The sequence below is a fragment of the Shewanella donghaensis genome (assembly GCF_007567505.1).
GTDB lineage: Bacteria > Pseudomonadota > Gammaproteobacteria > Enterobacterales > Shewanellaceae > Shewanella > Shewanella donghaensis.
This window is the reverse complement of record NZ_CP041783.1, coordinates 3299014-3318040: the sequence shown is the minus strand read 5'-3', so window position 1 is coordinate 3318040 and position 19027 is coordinate 3299014. Positions and strand designations below refer to the sequence as shown.

The 19027-nt window shown below is 42.4% G+C and carries 16 protein-coding genes; 6 read left to right on the top strand and 10 right to left on the bottom strand.

Annotation, left to right across the window (positions count from 1 at the left end):
* Positions 1-6 precede the first annotated feature (6 nt).
* Positions 7-408, bottom strand: a complete 402-nt coding sequence (locus tag FPK91_RS14135; RefSeq protein WP_144211846.1) for a flagellar basal body-associated protein FliL — start codon at positions 406-408, stop codon at positions 7-9.
* Positions 409-516: 108 nt separating this feature from the next.
* Between FPK91_RS14135 and FPK91_RS14130 the strand changes: the two genes are divergently transcribed.
* A complete protein-coding gene (locus FPK91_RS14130) occupies positions 517-1089 on the top strand; it encodes a chorismate--pyruvate lyase family protein (protein WP_144211845.1) in 573 nt (190 codons plus the stop codon).
* Positions 1090-1204: 115 nt separating this feature from the next.
* On the opposite strand, the gene FPK91_RS14125 is transcribed toward FPK91_RS14130, so the two are convergent.
* The 3 genes from FPK91_RS14125 to FPK91_RS14115 form a co-directional block, all read right to left on the bottom strand.
* A complete protein-coding gene (locus FPK91_RS14125) occupies positions 1205-4078 on the bottom strand; it encodes an immune inhibitor A domain-containing protein (protein WP_144211844.1) in 2874 nt (957 codons plus the stop codon).
* A 3-nt stretch (positions 4079-4081) separates the two neighbouring features.
* Positions 4082-4354 carry a hypothetical protein gene (locus FPK91_RS14120; protein ID WP_144211843.1) on the bottom strand — a complete coding sequence of 91 codons (273 nt, stop codon included), beginning with the start codon at positions 4352-4354 and terminating at the stop codon, positions 4082-4084.
* 245 nt (positions 4355-4599) lie between these two features.
* A complete protein-coding gene (locus tag FPK91_RS14115) occupies positions 4600-5193 on the bottom strand; it encodes a YhgN family NAAT transporter (RefSeq protein ID WP_144211842.1) in 594 nt (197 codons plus the stop codon).
* 225 nt (positions 5194-5418) lie between these two features.
* Here FPK91_RS14115 and FPK91_RS14110 point away from each other — a divergent pair, with 225 nt between their 5' ends.
* Together FPK91_RS14110 and FPK91_RS14105 are read left to right on the top strand one after the other, a co-directional pair.
* On the top strand, positions 5419-7038 hold the full coding sequence (locus FPK91_RS14110) for a metal transporter (protein WP_144211841.1): 1620 nt from the start codon (positions 5419-5421) through the stop codon (positions 7036-7038).
* 154 nt (positions 7039-7192) lie between these two features.
* Positions 7193-7972 (top strand): NRDE family protein, encoded by a 780-nt coding sequence (locus FPK91_RS14105; RefSeq protein ID WP_144211840.1) that lies wholly within the window; start codon positions 7193-7195, stop codon positions 7970-7972.
* Positions 7973-8113: 141 nt separating this feature from the next.
* Here the strand turns inward: FPK91_RS14105 and FPK91_RS14100 are convergent, their stop codons facing one another.
* The gene (locus tag FPK91_RS14100) at positions 8114-8533 is read right to left on the bottom strand and encodes a YybH family protein (RefSeq protein ID WP_144214430.1); all 420 of its coding nucleotides are present in this window, start codon (positions 8531-8533) and stop codon (positions 8114-8116) included.
* 674 nt (positions 8534-9207) lie between these two features.
* On the opposite strand from FPK91_RS14100, the gene FPK91_RS14095 reads away from it, so the two are divergent.
* Entirely contained in the window at positions 9208-9777 is a 570-nt protein-coding gene (locus FPK91_RS14095) for a lysophospholipid acyltransferase family protein (RefSeq protein WP_144211839.1), read from the top strand.
* 25 nt (positions 9778-9802) lie between these two features.
* Here the strand turns inward: FPK91_RS14095 and FPK91_RS14090 are convergent, their stop codons facing one another.
* Positions 9803-11062: a mechanosensitive ion channel family protein gene (locus tag FPK91_RS14090; protein ID WP_144211838.1), complete on the bottom strand. Its 1260-nt coding sequence runs from the start codon at positions 11060-11062 to the stop codon at positions 9803-9805.
* 288 nt (positions 11063-11350) lie between these two features.
* Here FPK91_RS14090 and FPK91_RS14085 point away from each other — a divergent pair, with 288 nt between their 5' ends.
* Positions 11351-11890: a TonB-dependent receptor gene (locus FPK91_RS14085; RefSeq protein WP_144211837.1), complete on the top strand. Its 540-nt coding sequence runs from the start codon at positions 11351-11353 to the stop codon at positions 11888-11890.
* Positions 11891-12053: 163 nt separating this feature from the next.
* On the opposite strand, the gene hutH is transcribed toward FPK91_RS14085, so the two are convergent.
* The 3 genes from hutH to hutC all read right to left on the bottom strand — a co-directional run bounded on the left by hutH (position 12054) and on the right by hutC (position 16132).
* A complete protein-coding gene (hutH, locus tag FPK91_RS14080; protein WP_144211836.1) occupies positions 12054-13601 on the bottom strand; it encodes a histidine ammonia-lyase in 1548 nt (515 codons plus the stop codon).
* Positions 13601-15274 (bottom strand): urocanate hydratase, encoded by a 1674-nt coding sequence (gene hutU, locus FPK91_RS14075; RefSeq protein WP_144214428.1) that lies wholly within the window; start codon positions 15272-15274, stop codon positions 13601-13603. Before hutU ends, hutH begins: the two co-directional genes overlap by 1 nt.
* Before the next feature lie 150 nt (positions 15275-15424).
* On the bottom strand, positions 15425-16132 hold the full coding sequence (hutC, locus tag FPK91_RS14070; RefSeq protein WP_144214426.1) for a histidine utilization repressor: 708 nt from the start codon (positions 16130-16132) through the stop codon (positions 15425-15427).
* 119 nt (positions 16133-16251) lie between these two features.
* On the opposite strand from hutC, the gene hutI reads away from it, so the two are divergent.
* A complete protein-coding gene (gene hutI, locus FPK91_RS14065; protein WP_144211835.1) occupies positions 16252-17496 on the top strand; it encodes an imidazolonepropionase in 1245 nt (414 codons plus the stop codon).
* A 113-nt stretch (positions 17497-17609) separates the two neighbouring features.
* Here the strand turns inward: hutI and FPK91_RS14060 are convergent, their stop codons facing one another.
* Positions 17610-19001, bottom strand: coding sequence for a tetrathionate reductase family octaheme c-type cytochrome (locus FPK91_RS14060; RefSeq protein WP_144211834.1), 1392 nt, complete (start codon positions 18999-19001; stop codon positions 17610-17612).
* Between the last annotated feature and the right edge of the window lie 26 nt (positions 19002-19027).

Here is a 19027-nt window from a genome sequence, read left to right as displayed (position 1 = left end):
TATTCATTAGTCGTAAAGGTATTTAGTAAACAGAAGATTAACCACGAGTTGCTTGCCTGTTTCAGCTTCAAGTAGACGATTAACCGTTTCATAGCACTCACGACGAATGTCTTCTCTCCCAGTTAATGACTTCACTTTATCTTCAGCTTGATTACCTAAAACCTCAACAATAGCGGCGCGTAATAAAGGATCGTGATGCTCGATAAGCACTAAATGCTCAGGATCTTTTACCATTAATTCAACACTGATTTTTACAAAACCCAGTTTTTTACGGTTAGAGATGTAATTGGTGACGATATCAGGCTCAAAACCATAATAAGCAATGTTCTCTGTTCCTTTATCATCTGCACTATAGACGTTCATCGAACATAGCATTGAAAGTAAAACTGCAAATAGATACTTTGCCATAGTTAATCAAACTCCATTATTTAAACTTGCCGAACGGCATCCGCTATCCAGTAATTGCTCTGTCATGATAAACTGCACCCGTTTGAGTATATTGTAACCGAGTAATCAATGAATGTGACCAGTCTCAGCTTTCCATACGGTGAATCAATCCAGTGGTTTTCACCTGAAGTAATCAATTCTATGCCAAAAACAGCATTAAAAGAATGGTTACTCGCCACAGGCAGTTTAACTCAAAAGCTCAAAAGCTGTTGCCAAGATTTTGAAGTAAAGGTACTTGGTGAGCATCTCACGGTGCCTCTAGCGGGCGAATGCCCTCTACAAACTCAAGTCTGGGTGCGAGAAGTCCTCCTTTGCCTTGACGGTGAACCTTGGGTGTTTGCGCGTACATTAATCCCTGAAAACTTAGCTGATAAACAGCACAACTTTAAAGCTTTAGGTAATCGACCTTTGGGTGAGTTGTTATTTTCTAGTACTGATATCGTACCTGGAAAAATTGAAGTCGCAGAATTTGAGAGTTGTACCAAATTAGCCCAACTGGCGACAAGCCTTAGCCAGCCAGTAAATAAACCACTTTGGGGACGACGACGCTACTTTAATTTAGCCAATCAAGACATCATTGTGAGTGAAATATTCCTGCCTCACGCTGTTGAGAAAATTAATGCATTAGCGTTACAGCAATAACCATTGCTCAAGGCTCTATCGTCGTTACAAAAAACTAATAGATACAAAAACCAATGTGACAAAAAAGGCATGGAATTGACCATGCCTTTATTTATATTATCTTAGATTGATCGCCTTAACTAATTTTGCGATTATGTCTGCGATGAGCAAATATCCCGACAAACAGAATCGATAACCAACCTAAACTGCCACCACTACTCGTTGTTTTTTCTTCAGGTACAACTACAGTTTCATCTTCTAAGGTAAATACTGTAGCGCTGACAGCTTGATTACCTTTCTCATCGGTAACCGTTAAAAAGATAGAATATTGTCCTGCAGAAGCATAAGTATGATTCGTCGGTGATTTTTCCTTACTGGTTGAGTCATCACCGAATTCCCAAAGGTAGCTTACTGTGCCAAAACCACCACTGGAGTTATTGGTCGTTTTCACCGTTAAACCCTCATCGACTATGGCAATATCAAAGACAGAGCTCGGTTTAACAACCACTTCGATTTCATTACTCGCACTAACCGTATTCCCCTTCGCATCGGTAACCGTTAACGTCACATTAAAGGCGGCAGATGTCGCATACGTGTATGACGGGTTTGCTTCAGCACTGACAGCATTCGCCTCACCGAATTGCCATGCATAGGTATAGCCTTCAACACCACCTATGGCTACACCGGTAAAATCAACCGTATAATCGCTAGTAGCAGTGGTAAAACTAACTTCAAGTTCAGGTACATTTGGATCTGGTGTCACACTGCTGCGAGTAAATTCAACGGTAGCTGTTTCACTATTATTTGCCTGTGCAGTGACTTCCATGGTCAGCCTAAGTTGCGGTAATACCATGCCAGCTTGCGGCTTTAGTGGCGCACTGTAATCAAGGTTGTCATCAAAAAAGCTCACATTATTAAGGTGGCTATCTGATAAGTAAGCTGTTTGAGACTGCAAACTAAACGCGGCATCACGAATTTGTACGTCAGTATTCTGGTCGCCAATGAGATTTTGATCCGCATCAACAACACCAATCAAGCCATAACCAGCATGATCTGATACGTTATTGTCTGCATAATTACTGTTTTCAAGCCAAAGCAACACACCGGGTTCATATCCAATATTACCTAAACCACTATCGATACCTTGATGATTACGCAGCTGGACAATATAGCGCTGCGGCAAGCCTGGCTGGGTGTCACCAATGCGAGAAAATCCTGAGAAATTAACTAAGCCTTCAGTTTCAGCACCATCTTCATAGACAATATTACTTTGCTGAACAACGGTAATGTCATCTATTGCGATACCATAATCACCAACAGCTTGATCGGTAACATACTTAATTTCAACGGTCACGCTAGTGCCAGCATAGGCGGATAAATCAAAGCTTAATTCAACCCACGAAACGCTGTCGATTGAGTTTATATCGCTCGATTCCCCAGTGATAAAGTGACTGACATTACTATAATATTGATTACTGGCGGTGGTGTGATTACCCGCTATCGCAATGCCATTAACTAACACTTGCGCATAGTCATAATCTACCTCAATGTTCCAATGAGCTTGCATGCTTAGCGTTAAAGGTGATCCTTCAGGCAAAGTAAGCTCAAAATTCATTGAGTTTTCAATCTCATCTCCCTTACCTGAATAATATTGAAACTTACCATTAAGCGGTTGTTCAAAAGGAATTTCTGCAGCAGGAAGATCAATCGATAACTGGTTAATACCATCAGCATTTTCTGCGGCAACTAGATTTGCTATCAAACCTTCGTTATCGATATTATCAAGATTGATTTTTTGCTCGTTAACCCACTTTCCTTTGTATTGCTCTTGCAAGAAAGAGCGAGCATAAGGGCTGAAGCCTGAAGGTTTTGCACCAGCAATATACAGGCTACCTTCACCAGAACCGACCCAAGAACCTGCTGACATCAACGACCAACTTCCCACAGGGGAACCATCACCTACATTGGTTGTGTCATATTCATCCGGTAAGCCTAAATCATGGCCGAATTCATGAGTAATAACACCTGATGCTGAGTCAATTGGCTGAACGGTATAACCATAAACTTTTTTACTCTTGCCCGGAATTGTCGTACCCGGAATATTACTGCCATCGGCAGGGGTTTCAACAAAGAAACGATGCGACCAAATCGCATCCGTTCCTAAAACACCACCACCAGTTTCCTCACCGATACTAGAGTGAAAAATAACAATATGATCAATAACACCATCTGGCTCATCAGTATTACCGTTATTGTTTAAATCATATGGATCTTCAATATCAAATGGAGCAAGTTCTGCATCACTCATTCCAGCAGTCGCTTTCGCAACGGCTTCCATAACGAGATCAGGAACAGCGATATCGTTGTCATCATTATCTGCATCATTACCACCATAATCAGCAGCATTGTTGTCAGCTGTTACCCAACCTTTCACTTCACCATTAAAAAAGAAGCTGTCACCTGAGGCATCAGTAAAATACTGCGATGCAGTTTGTAAGTTCTCACCATTGGGGCCAGTGAAACCAGTGCGTGAAAATAATATATCCTGGTAATGCTCAACAGAGTAATCACTGTAAAACATCGCCGTATCAAATTTAGTCAGGCGATTGTCGTTATAAGGTAAATCTGGAAAATCCACCAACACAGCTAAGACATTAACCGTTTTAGTAATCTCGCTATCTGCCATGGCAGACATAGCAACCACTCTTTGTTGTGACGCTTTACTTTTAGCAAAACGATTAAGCATTTTAGTGTGACCCGCTGGCATAACACTATTGTTTGGCGTGGCTTTACGGGTATAAAGTGCAACCGCGGCATTTTTTTCTGCTTCGGTTGCATCTGCTTTAAGCTCACCACGTTTTGTTAACCAATAAACAATTTGGTCAGAATTAATCACACCGCCATCAGCTGGAGATGAATAGGTCACTGGCGCAGCCATAGATGGGGAGCTCAGTGCGACAGCCAGAGCGGCAAATAGTGTTGAGCGTAGGTGACGGACTTTAATTGTCATTGCTTACTTTCCTTGTTTACATTTTTTATAAGCATTATTACGCTTGGCAATATATGCATTTACGACATCTTGTTGTTCGGCTTCAGACATACTTTCTGAAAGGGTACCGTTTTTGAGTAAGTTAGCTCTAATACCTACGGTGTTTTGAAGAGGAGGAACTGATCCACACTGTATTTTAATCGGCTTATAAACTGTCTCTGCGGGTTCTGAGACAGGTTGATGATGGCTACAAGCAATTAATAGACTGCTTAATAGCATTGTGTAAATAATGCGCATAAATCAACTTTAAACAACAAATAATAACCAAACATTAACAGTCTTTACCTGACTGATACAATGGCAAAACTTGATTTAAAAGTCGCTTCCACCACTCAAATTGTTCACCATTTAAAACACACCAACAAATGCAATAAGCAACCCTATAAAAATCAACAAAATAAGCGGGTACAAAAACAAACAGATAATAAAAAAGGCCGCTAATGCGACCTTTATAGGGATGATAGAAGGTGTAAACTTTTAAACTAAGCTGTGCTCTTTAGGTAACTTGAAACCCCATCGAGGAACATTTGCACCGATATCATCACCAGTACCATACCCATTAAGCGCTCAACAGCCGTTAAGCCTTTTTCACCCAGTAAACGAGTAAACACTTTATAAAAGAGTAAAATTACCGCACTCACTCCCCAAGCTGATACTAATGCGATAGTCCAATCCGTCATTCTAGAGCTATCACTGTGGGCTAAAAGAATTAATGCCGCCAATACAGAGGGACCCGCCATTAACGGAATGGCCATTGGCACAATAAATGGCTCTTCACCTGCAGCCAGGCCAACCACGCCACCAGGTTGCGGAAATATCATTTTTATCGCAATTAAGAACAGAATTATACCGCCAGCGATGCTGACCGACTCTTGACGTAAGTTCAAGAAATTAAGTATCGACTCTCCGGCAAACAAAAACAGCAACATGATAGCGAGTGCAATCAGCAACTCACGTATTAATACTCGGCGGCGTTTCTTGGGTTCGATATGTCTCAAAATTGAAGCGAAAATCGGCAAGTTGCCTAAAGGATCCATGATGAGAAAGAGCATTACAGCGGCAGAAAAGATGTCCATTACATTATATCTATCAATTATTAACAACGAATGACTATTGTATACGTAATACTGTCATTTAGCAGAAACAAAGCACATTTTTAGCGCTGGTATTACCAATTACTGGCAACTTTACCGAGTAAATTATCGTAATGAGTAATATTCAATCGGTGTAACTATTAAGTAAATTGAAATACTGCGATATACTGCGTTGTTTTTTCCATTTCTTTGATTCTTTTGGATTCCATGCTTTATCTAGCTGCTAGTTGTATTGCACTATTATTCGGACCGCTTTTTTATCGCTACTTCTCATCGGGAAGTGGTCTACAAAAAGGCTTAGATGGATTTATCTTCGTCTCTTTAGGCGGATTGGTGCTTATCCATATTTTGCCAGAACTCCTTGAACATGGTGGTTTTATCACCTTGATCTTTGTGGTGCTTGGCTTATGGGGACCGACTGCCAGTGAGCGGCTATTTCATCGATATTCAGACATCACCCATAATGTCACCCTTACTTTAGGTATCGGTGGATTATTACTGCACACCATTACTGATGGTGGCGCAATGGTGTTGGCGCAACAAGAAGGCAATTCAAGCCTACTTGCACTTGGGGTAATTATGCACCGCTTACCTGTCGGTGTAGCCATTTGGTGGCTGTTAAAGCCCCAAGTTGGAACTCGCTGGGCCAGCATAGTATTAGCAGCAATGATGGTGCTAACTGGTGTAGGCTACTTTGCTGGTGAACAATTACTTAATAATCTCAGCTTAGATAATACCGTTTATTTACAGGCCTTTGTTACCGGTTCTATTTTACATGTGGTGCTGCATCAGCCTCACGGACAACACGAAGAAGATCACCAAGGTCGCTACCAGTATCAAGCTGGAATAGGCAGTTTATTGGGCGTCGCGCTACTAACCGTACTATTGGTGATGGACAGTGGTGGGCATGCCCATGAACACGCACATCATGGTCATGGATCAGATCAGTTTATGTCTTGGCTATTAACCATATCACCAATCTTAATCGCCAGTTACCTGATTGCAACGGCTCGCTTTAAAGCGGGCTTAACGCCTCAGGACAGCGGCTTATCCAGCCGTTGGCTGCAACGTTTAGCAGGCCCCGAAGCACTGCTCATTACCTTATTATTATTGGGCCCTTGGTTTGCGATATATCAAGCAATTTCATTGCTGGCGATTGGTACATTACTCAGTTTAGGAAAAGTGGAACTAACCGATCCGCACGAGAATTTACCTGATTCAGCTTGGCGATTTGGGTTCGCACATTTGGTGGATAGAAGCGCTCCTTGGATTGCGCTTAGTTTAATTCTAGCCAACCTTATTGGTCACCCGTCGGTACATTTAGAACACCCTGCACTGCAAGTACTCATCTTGTTAGCGGTATTTTTACCCATGCGTTTTTGTAATTTGGGTGCTGCTGTATTGGCGTTATCATTGGCCTATAGTGGCTGGAGCAATGTCGCCGTCGCGTTTGCGCTTATTGCTGCGCCAGTATTGAGTATTAGCCAATTAAAGCTGATGAACTGGCCGATGCGCCTTTCTTTATCCGCAGTATTAGCGGTAGCACTGTTATTCGCCCAGCAATATTTAGTAGACTGGCATCAATTACTCACCTTGCCAAATAGCGTTAATATTGCCGCTCTCGTGATTGTTGGATTAATTTTCAGTGCCAGCTTATTACGCTTGGGACCACGCAAATTCTTAAGCCGCCTAATGATGAAGTTTAAAACTCACTCCCATGATCACGCACATACTGAGCACACACATGATCATATAAATGAAACGCAATCGAGTACAGATCATAAGCACAGTGAACACAAACACTCAGAACATAAGCACCCGCATTAAAACTGCACATTAGGCTGACACACTAAACTCGTGTTCGAATCGAGTGTGCTAATTAAATGTAAGCAGACCAATCTCCAAATGGCACTACTGTCAGGCTCGAGTTATTCAGGTTATGATGATTTATCATCGACTGAATAACTGAGCCTACAAGCCTATGTGTATTTTATTTATTGCTGTAGACATGCATCCTCAATGGCCACTCATTGTGTGTGCTAATCGAGATGAGTTTCATCATCGCGCCACTGAAGCTGCACATTTCTGGCCCGCTCCTCATAACAGCCAATCACCAAACCCTAATCAAATACTTGCAGGTAAAGACCTCCAAGCTGGCGGCACCTGGCTTGGGGTTAATCAATCGGGTCATTTTGCAGCGTTAACCAATATTCGTAATCAACAAGCTGAAGGACTAAGAAGTCGCGGTGAACTTGTCCTTAAAGCATTAAAGTCTGATGCTGAGTTCACCCTAGAGTGGTTACAACAACATAGTGTCAATTACAGCCCGTTCAATCTTGTTTACCAGCAGCAGGGACAACTTTTCTGTTTTAATAGTGTTACTGCTGAAAATACCCAACTGACCCAAGGTTTCCATGCGGTCAGTAATGGCGCTGTTGATGATATTTGGCCTAAAATGGCAAAGGGACAACAAGCGCTAGAGCAGCATTTATTAAATACTAAAGAACCAGACATTGAAAAAATGTTGGCGTTTATGCGCGATGAATCCCAAGCTGAAGATAGCAGCTTGCCAAGCACAGGTATTGGTCTTGAGTGGGAACGATTATTGTCATCAATCTTTATTCAACACCCAGAATACGGTACTCGCTCAACCAGTATCGTGATGCAAGATAATCAGGGTAATACTGATTTTAATGAAGTCAGATATGACGGAAAAGCCAGAAACTTGGGACAACAACACTTTGTAATATCAAGGAAGTGAGTAATGAAGATAAAATCAAAACTTGGGAAAATAGGCTTGGTATTACCGGGAAAGTGAGTGATAAAAGTAAAATTACAAACTGAGGGAATTAGACTGGTGATATCACAAATTTAACCCCTAAGCTCATAATATATAGAACAATTAATCTGATGAATGATCGTGAGTAATAACCCATTTATCGTCTATACGTTCAATTAGTAATGTAAACACACCACTCGGTTTATCTTTGGTGCGCTCTAACTGCCATCGACCAACAACCAATGCAGAATAGTTACTCAACATCTTAATTTCTTTGACATTAAATGATAGCTTTCCCATCCGTGCAGAATCAGGATAGCTTTTTTTATAGCTCGTTAAAATAGAGTCCCAGCCATAGCTGAATTTGCCGTTTGACACAAAACGCAAGCTATCACTTTTCCAGTAACCTTGCATATAAGCGTCAAGGTCACCGCTATTCCACGCCTTTTCTTGTTGAGATATTACCGCACGGATCCGATCCGTTGGTATTGCACTATTCACATTTACTTCGCTTAAAGACACCGATTGGCTATCAAGCTCCATCGCGGTGATAGCTTGTTCTATTGGCCTATATTCGTCCTTAACAGCCTCTACATTAGCCGTACTTTCTTCATTAACAATGACCGCTTCAGTAATTACGTCCTCGTTAGTATTAACCACAGCTTCTGCTACCGCTGTTTCCGCTGTTAATACTTGCTCAGCTGAGTTATCGATAGATGCAATAGGTTCAATAACGCCAACTTGGACTTTAGCGGATGAAGTAGGTTTAAGCGGTGCAACTTTTAGCTCAACCTGTTTAAGATCAACATCTGAGGCTGCCTGAGCCGTTTCTAGCTTAGCTTCAACCTGAGCAGCTTCTGACTTAGATTCTAAATTAGATTCTGACTGAGCTTCTTGCTTAACTTCTGATTGAACTTGGGCAATGAGCATTGTGGAATATCCACTCAGCAATACTGCAAATAAAATAGCTATAGGGTGCTTCACACACTCTCCTTTTAATACCAAGATTGAAATGACTCAGCACAATGCTAGAGCAGCTTTAATCTTGATACTTTTGTATTACATGATTTATCAGTTATGTTATTTACATCGTTTCTACTCAAGACCTTGGATTATCAGAGGCAAAAAGTACGATTCATAACTAAAATAATATAGAAATTCATTCTGTTATCGTTAGATTCTAGCGTAACAGAATCAAATAAACTGGAAAATAGTGCATGTTTAATAAATTTTGTTTATGGCTACTGACCATCAATGGCTGGAAGTTTAAGGGAGAAGTCTCTGCAGATGGGCAATTCATTATGGTTGTTGGCCCTCACACCAGTAATTGGGACTTTGTTATTGGTATTGTTGCTCGGTTCGCATTGGGAATTAAAATTAACTTTTTAGGTAAGCACCAATTGTTTATTCCGCCATGGGGTTGGTTTTTTAAAGCCTTAGGTGGAAGCCCTGTCGACCGACGCAAAAACAATAATATGGTCGATACTGCGGTGCAGTTATTTAGCGATAACAACCAATATAAATTAGCCCTTGCGCCAGAAGGAACAAGAAGCCCAGTAACACGATGGAAAACAGGTTTTTATCATATTGCCAGTAAAGCCAATGTACCGATAATTGCTGTAGGAATCGACTTTAAAACCAAATCCATTGTACTCAATCAGCCGATACAACCAAGCGGTGACATGGCGACTGATATCAATACACTATTAGATTTTTTTCGTGAAATTACCGGGCGTCACCCCAAGGTTGTCCCGGTTTATATTCCATCAGCCGTCAATAAGCATTAATTCGCTAATTCACTTATTCGCTAATTCACTCATGCGCTTTAATACTACGAATATCCTCACCCGTTGGCTGTTGAAATGCACGTAATCCAAACTCGGGTAATATGGCAAAGATATGGTCAAATATATCAGCTTGAATGCCTTCATAAAATGCCCAGCGAATATCATTAGTAAACACATACAGCTCTATTGGTAAGCCTTCAGGGGTTGGAGCAAGTTGCCTAACCATCAAAGTCATGTCTTTGTGTAGCTTATTATTTTGACGCAAATACGCATCTAAATACGCCCTAAAAGTCCCCACATTGGTTAAGCGTCTGCCATTAACAGGCATATCAATATCATTGACTGTTTCATTAGCATGGCTAATCTCAGAACACACTTTAGGAAAGTAATCTTTTAAATAATTAACTTTCGACAAACGAACCATATCGTCTTCAGTCAGAAAATGAATACTATTCACATCAAGGTTAATCGACCGTTTAATTCGACGGCCGCCCTTTTCAGACATTCCACGCCAGTTTTTAAAGGCATCAGATACCAGCGCATAAGCAGGGATCATGGTAATGGTATTATCCCAATTACGCACTTTTACCGTATTAAGTGACACTTCATCTACAGCACCATCGGCGCCATATTTGTCCATTTGAATCCAATCGCCTTTACTGACCATACGGTTAGCAGCTAATTGAATACCAGCAACAAAACCTAAAATGGTGTCTCTAAACACCAACATCACTAAACCCGTTGCGACACCTAAACCACTGAGAAAGTAAATAGGTGACTCATCAGCAATCACCGAGATTGAAATGATAAAACCGATAAAGAAGAGAAACAGCTTAAATAGTTGTACAAAACTTTTAACCGGTAATCGACGACTGATCAGCCTAACATCAGAAATTTCATTAATGGCATCTAGGCAGGAATAAATGGCGCGGATAACAAAAATGACCACCAGCACACTTAGGCCACGGTCTATAATAGTGCCCAATAAATCCTGGTGAGTTAAAATAATGGGGATTAATAAATCCAAGGTCATTATCGGTACTAGTAAGGCCAACTTTTCCAATACGCCGTAACGCATGAAAATATCATCCCAAGTGACTGTAGACTTACGGATCATTGCATTAACGGCTTTTACAAAGACTTTGCGAGTAATGTAATAAGCGATGGTTGCTATGATAAAAATAGCTAATAGTAAAATTGACGTCGCAACACCATCTGAGGGCTGACTATTCACCCCAGCATCTAGCAACCAACTTGCGATATCCGCCCGTAATTCATTATCCACGCTATAATTCCTTAATCACTTAACCGATTGAAAAACTCACCTCTACAATCACCGCCCACAATTTACTGTGAGAAGCACTTAATGAGAGTGGTATAAAATATCATATTTATCCATTAATTAGCGGATATTCAACTCACTGACATATTCGTTGTCAAATTAGCACAGCAAACAAACAACACCACAACATTTAAATGCTTTTCAGTGTCAATACCAGCAAATTTAAGCGCACTTATTGACCTACAAGCCGCATAGCTTACCATTAAGATATTAAAATCAATTGAGGTTCCTATGAAACAGTTCTGGCTTGCCATTATCATGACTTTTAGCCTAGTTACAGTAAGCAACAATGCGCACGCTATCGTGGCTGAAGAGCAACAATTTGAACCCTCGGTTGCTTTGTTAGTGGATTATATCGACACCAGAGGCGATATGTTTGGTGTTACCCTCGCGGTAAAACACTTCGACCCTGACTATGCCAATTGGGGCTATTACGTTGGTTACGCTTGGGGAAGTAAATACGATCTTGATGTACCAGAACCCGGTGAAGGCAATGCTAAAGAATACATGTGGCGCTTTGGCTTAAGCTACAGCTTAACTGAAGACCTCAGTGTATATAGCGGCGCTACCGCATTCATTTATGAAGAAAACACTACCAATAACATCGTTCATCCCATTGAAGGCGCTGAACCTGTATGGGAGCGTGACCGTCAAAAAGAATGGGGTGTCGAGTTTGGTATTCGATACACCATCATGAATGGTTTCGTTATCGGAGCTGGTTACGATACCACTTCTGATGCCGCAGTATTCTCAATCGGTGTCACCATGTAGTATTGATTTAGCGCTGATTTAATTCATATAAATGACTCATATAAAAAAGGACCCGAAGGTCCTTTTTTATTGACTAACAGCCTTAACTATCAACCATCGCTATCAGCAGTAGTTATCATCAATCGCTATCTAAAAAAGCAATTAAAGCAGTCTAGCCACGTTATTAGCTAAAGCTACTGAACATGCCTTTCGGTAAATAGGCATTGAAACTCGCGCTATAAAGTAGATCGGTTGCCGCTTCAATATCAGGAGCAAAGAAGCGATCTTTATCGTAGTACGCGACCACTTCACGTAACTCAGCTTTGGCTTTAGTCACTGCCTCACTTGGCATTAGTGGAGTACGGAAATCTAACCCTTGCGCTGCCGATAGCAATTCAATCGCTAGCACACCACGGGTGTTTTCTGACATATCACGTAAACGACGCGCTGCAAAAGTTGCCATAGACACATGATCTTCTTGATTCGCCGATGTAGGCAAACTATCCACAGAAGCTGGATGAGCAAAGGTTTTGTTTTCAGATGCTAATGCTGCTGCCGTTACCTGAGCAATCATAAAACCTGAGTTAACCCCCCCATTATTGACTAAAAATGGCGGTAATTTCGATAAACTAGAATCAATCAGCAACGCGATACGACGCTCAGCAATCGAGCCTAACTCTGCAATGGCGATAGCTAAATTATCGGCAGCCATCGCGACAGGTTCAGCATGGAAGTTACCACCTGAAATAATATCGCCCGTGTCTTGGAACACTAATGGATTGTCAGTTACGCCATTTGCTTCTACTGCCAACACATCACTGGCATGGCGAATTTGCGTTAAACACGCACCCAACACTTGTGGTTGGCAGCGCAGAGAATACGGATCTTGCACTTTTTCACAATCTACATGGCTTTGGCTGATTTCAGACTCATCACCGAGTAAGTAACGGAAGATTGCCGCTGAATCAATTTGGCCTTTCTGGCCACGTGCCGCATGAATACGCGCATCAAATGGACTGCGACTGCCCATGGCAGCTTCAACACTCATTGAGCCAATAACTGAACTCGCCGCAAATAAATCTTCAGCGTGGAATAAACCTTCAAGTGCTAATGCTGTAGAAGCTTGCGTGCCATTAAGCAATGCTAACCCTTCTTTTGCCGCAAGCTCTATTGGTTTTAGCCCCGCAATTTCAAGGCCTTCAGCAGCAGTAATGATTTGACCTTGGTAGCTCATTTCACCTTCTGCCAGCATAGGTAAACACATGTGCGATAACGGCGCTAAATCACCTGATGCCCCCACAGAGCCTTTTTCAGGAATACACGGATAAACACCCGCATTAACCAACTGAATTAGGAAGTTAATCACCTCTAATCGAATACCAGAAAAACCACGGCTCAACGAGTTAATTTTCAACACCATCATTAAGCGCACAGTGGCATCTTGCATGTATTGGCCAATACCTGCTGCATGGGACAATACAATTGAGCGTTGTAATAGCTGCAAATCTTCAGGGGCAATTTTAGTGTTAGCGAGCAAACCAAAGCCAGTATTAATGCCATAAACAGTGCGGCCTTCATCTAACACTTGTTGCACGATCGCGGCACTAGTATTAATTTCAGGTATCGCTTCTTCTGCTAATGTTAGATGAACTGAACCACGGCCAATACTGCGTAATTGCGATAACGTTAATGTGCCTGGTTTTAGTAACAGTTTATAAGGTGTGGCAGTCATTATTTTGCTCCTTGCATTGGCAAATCTAGGCCTTGTTCTTCAGCGCATTGTTGCGCAAGTTCATATCCAGCATCAGCGTGACGCATTACGCCCGTCGCAGGGTCATTCCATAAAACCCGACCTAACCTAACGGCTGCATCATCGCTACCATCAGCAACAATTACTACACCAGAGTGCTGACTAAAGCCCATACCTACTCCGCCGCCATGGTGTAATGACACCCATGTCGCGCCACTTGCGGTATTGAGTAAGGCATTCATTAATGGCCAATCCGATACCGCATCAGAGCCATCGAGCATTGATTCGGTTTCACGATTAGGACTGGCAACCGAGCCAGAGTCTAAATGATCACGCCCAATAACAATCGGCGCTGATAGTTCGCCAGTTTTAACCATCTCGTTAAACGCTAATGCTAAACGGGCACGATCTTTTAATCCCACCCAACAAATACGTGATGGCAAACCTTGGAAGGCAATACGCTCTCGGGCCATATCAAGCCAGTTATGCAAGTGTGGATTATCAGGAATAAGCTCTTTCACTTTGGCATCAGTTTTATAAATATCTTCTGGGTCGCCCGATAATGCCACCCAGCGAAATGGTCCAATACCTTCACAAAATAGTGGACGTACATAAGCTGGTACAAAACCAGGGAAATCAAAGGCGTTTTCAACCCCTTCCTCAAAGGCCATTTGACGAATGTTATTTCCGTAATCTGTTGTGGCTGCGCCAGCAGCTTGCAGCGCCAACATTGCTCTAACTTGCACCGCCATTGACTGCTTGGCCGCTTTAACCACTGCTGCTTCATCCGCTTTACGCATTTCGGCAGCTTGCTCTAATGTCCAGCCTTGAGGTAAATAACCATTGAGAGGGTCATGGGCAGAAGTCTGATCGGTCACCACATCAGGGGTAATACCACGCTCAACTAACTCAGCAAAAATATCGGCTGCGTTACCCAGTAAGCCAACGGATACCGGCTTACCAGAAGCATTAGCCTCATCAATCATCGCTAATGCTTCATCAAGAGTGGTGGCTTTCTTATCGACATATTGAGTCCGCAGACGAAAATCAATACGGGTTTCATCCACCTCACAGGTTAATACTGAATAACCCGCCATGGTGCCCGCTAATGGCTGCGCGCCGCCCATGCCGCCAAGACCACCGGTTAGAATCCACTTACCCGCAGATGAACCGCCAAAGTGTTGTTTTGCCATGGCGACAAATGTTTCGTAAGTACCTTGAACAATGCCTTGTGAGCCAATATATATCCACGAGCCCGCTGTCATTTGGCCATACATAGCCAAACCTTTTTTATCCAGCTCGTTAAAGTGCTCCCAGTTGGCCCAATGTGGTACTAGGTTGGAGTTAGCAATAATTACTCGCGGTGCATTACTGTGGGTTTTAAATACCCCTACAGGTTTACCCGATTGCACCATCAAGGTTTCATCTTCTTCAAGACGTTGTAGTACTTCAATAATTTTGTCGTAACATTCCCAGTCTCGCGCAGCACGACCAATACCGCCATAAACCACTAAATCTTCTGGTCGTTCAGCCACATCAGGATGTAAGTTGTTCATTAACATCCTCATTGGCGCTTCTGTCATCCAGCTTTTACAACTCAATTTACTGCCATGAGGGGCAATAATTCGGCGGCTAGGATCATGTCTTTTACTAATGGTGTTATCCATATTTTCCTCTTCAACTAACTAGGTCAGTTTGGTTGCTATGATATTTATTCTTATGTTGGTATTGGTATTGCTGTTGTTGGTATAGCTTTCTTGCTGTTACATTCGGTTCAATTTCGCCTGACTGACAGCCACTAAACATTAGCCATTAAACGTTAAATGTCCACCTAAGCTGAACTTGCTGCCAGGATGAACGAGACGAGCAAAGCTCACTACGCCTTTTCGAGACCAGGTGCGGCGTAAAATTTGTAAACAGGGCTCAGTTGGCTCAATCGTTAATAATTGCTGCATTTGCTCGCTGGCAATGATGGCTTCGATACGATGGCGGGCTTCGGTTAAAGGCGCCACCTCAGATAGATATTCATGAGGAGTTAACTGGGTAAAGTCTTGATTAAGATAGTCAGGAACAAGCTCTGGGTTCACAAAACGCTCTTCAACTTGTAATGGCGCATCTTGCTCACAATGAACGAGCACAGAGTAATACACTGAATCGCCAATCTCTAAACCTAATGCTGTGGCAACAGGTCTTGAGGCCGCTATTTTAGTCAGTTTGAGTTGTTTAACACTGTAACCATGACCACGGTCTTTTATCTCGTCAGCAATATTTCGAATGGCGAGTAAAGATGACTGAGACTTAAGCCCAGCAACAAAAGTACCAAGACCTTGAGTCCGCTCTAAAACGCCCGCTTCGACCAATTCAGTCAATGCCCTTCTTGCCGTCATGCGGCTACAAGAAAATGATTCAGCTAATTGATTTTCTGAAGGAACTTGATCATTCTCTTGCCACTCTCCGGCTTCAATTCTAGCCAGAATTGATTGCTTTATTTGTGCGAATTTTGCCAACACTATCTTCACCCATCATCTGATGTGATTAAAATCTCTACATTAACCTTACCTTGTATATACAAGTGAAAACAAGTATTGTTTTATGATAAAGTTTATACAACAAGTCATTTTCAGGAGCAGTCATGTCGTGGGATCACGTTTGGATTGATGTCAACTTAGCTACAATGGATCCAAGTAATTCAGAAGCTTACGGAGCGATTACTGATGCAGCAATTGCGGTAAAAGACGGTAAAATAGCTTGGATGGGCCCTCGAAAAGAAATGCCTGAATTTGATGTATTCGAAATGCCTGTTTATCGCGGCAGAGGCGGCTGGATAACACCCGGCCTGATAGATGCCCATACCCATTTAGTCTTTGCAGGTAACAGAGCCAATGAATTTGAAATGCGCCTCAACGGTGCCAGCTATGAAGATATCGCCCGTGCTGGCGGTGGGATTATTTCAACCGTAAAAGCGTGTCGAGAAGCTGATGAAGCCGAGCTATTTGATCTTGGCAGGCAAAGATTAAACGCCCTAGCCAAAGAAGGTGTCACCACAGTCGAGATAAAATCTGGTTATGGTCTCGATACTAAAACGGAAATCAAAATCCTTAAAGTGGCCCGCGAGCTTGGCCGCAACCATCATGTGGATGTAAAAACCACTTTCTTAGGCGCGCATGCGATACCAGCTGAATATAAAGATACTAAAGGCAGCACTGAAAGAAGTGACGCCTATATCGATTTGGTCATTAACGAAATGCTACCCGCTGTAATCGAGCAAAACCTTGCAGATGCCGTTGATGTCTTTTGTGAAAACATTGCCTTTAACCTTGAGCAGACGGAGCGAGTATTAACCGCCGCAAAAGAGGCTGGATTAGATATCAAACTCCATGCAGAACAAATGTCTAACTTAGGCGGCTCAGCAATGGCAGCCAAACTTGGGGCTAAATCTGTCGACCATATTGAATATCTCGACGAAGAAGGCGTTATTGCACTAAGTCAAAGTGGTACCTGCGCCACATTGCTTCCTGGCGCTTATTATTTCTTGCGTGAAACTCAGATGCCGCCAATAGAGCTATTGCGAAAGCATAATGTGCCAATGGTGGTTGCCAGTGACTTTAACCCAGGTTCATCGCCTATTTGCTCGACATTATTAATGCTCAATATGGCCTGTACCTTATTCAAATTAACGCCTGAAGAAGCATTGAAAGGGGTAACGATTAATGCCGCTAAAGCCTTGGGTATTGAAAATGAAGTAGGCAGTTTAGCCATAGGAATGACAGCCGATTTTTGTTTATGGAATATTAGCACCCCAGCACAATTAGCTTACTCTTACGGCGTTAACCCTTGTAAAGACGTGGTGAAGAATGGTGTGCTAGTACATCAGTAAATAACGATTATCCATACTGGTTGCGATCAGACAAAAATACAGAAAAAAGTGCTTAGCCCTCAACAGGCTAAGCACTTTTAGTCATCAACTGCCACCTAACTTAGATAAAAGCTTTAATCCGTTTGATGACGTTTGCCCTGTTTATTTTTCATCGGGTCGCCTTCATAACCTAGTGCCTGCCAGTCAAGACGTTCGCCTTTGTTATGACAATCGCTGCACTTCAGAGCTTGTTCTTTTGGCGAAACCATGTGGTTGATACGCCACCACATTTCAGTTTCAACAAAACCATGCTTGCCGCTATAACTTAGGCCTTTTTCTATCATGGTTGGGTTGGCTTCCATACCTAACCTTGCCGCTAAACCCCAGTCAAACTTGTCCCAATAACCATTTTTACCAAACACTTTTGGGGTAATTAAGATATTGAGTTTAGTGTCGTAGATTTGCTTCCCTGTATGCACTTTAAAAGGATATATTTTGGCTTTAGTATCGCTAATATCACCTAAAGGATAATTCAGTTTTACCACTTCACTTGGGTCAAGCTTATCGCCTGCCATGTAGGCATCAGCACGGCCATTAAACCAAGCATATTGTGGTGGCACCATTTTTTGCCAAATGAAACTGCCCTTCTTATTCATGAAAGTATGTTTGCCATTTTCATCAGTATCTTCAGCGAGTTTTTGACCCGCTGTAGACCAATCCCAACGCATTTTTGTTGGCTCATTGCGAGCAAAAAATGGAATGTGACAGGTTTGACAGGCAACGGCTGCAGTATGGGTATTAAGTTTTTTATTCTCGTGAGGTGCACTGTCATGGCAGTTTTCACAACCAATCGGTGTTTCTCCACCCGGTGAAACCCCCATCGCATTACCGGTAATTTGATGACTTTCGGTGGTGTGACAGGTCTGACACTGAAAATCATTGCCATCAGTATCCATGTGCACGTCAGTATCTTTTTCTGGGTACGACATAGAAGAATCTAAATCACCATGCTTAACCGCATCACCGCCGCCCCCATAGAAATGGCAAGTACCGCAGTTATCCCGCACCGGCTGGCCTACATTTTGAGCAACTCGCATGAGATTAACTTTCGCTAAGGGTTCACCTGCACCTTTGGGATCTTTGACATAAGTCCCCGTAGTGTCATGACACACTAAGCAATCTACCTTGGTCATGTCGGCAAAATCAAAACTATTATCTTCCCAGCCATAGCCAGCATGACAACTGGTACAGCGAGGTTCATTGCCGCTAATAGAAACACAAAAATTATTGATACTATTCTTTTTACCGCGCATGACGGTACGTCCTGGTAACTCTTGTTCTAACTCCCAAGTCCAATGGGAAGACTTCATAAATTCTTTTGCATGGTCTTCATGACATTCAATACATTGCTCAGTCACTTCAGTCCCTTGGGTAAAAGGGCCAGTTAGCACTTCTTTATGATCAAACTCTGCATGGGCCATCTGACTGAAAAAGACTAACCCGACAGTCATCATCATGGTTTTCATAATAAACTCCTTGCCCCTGCACCGCA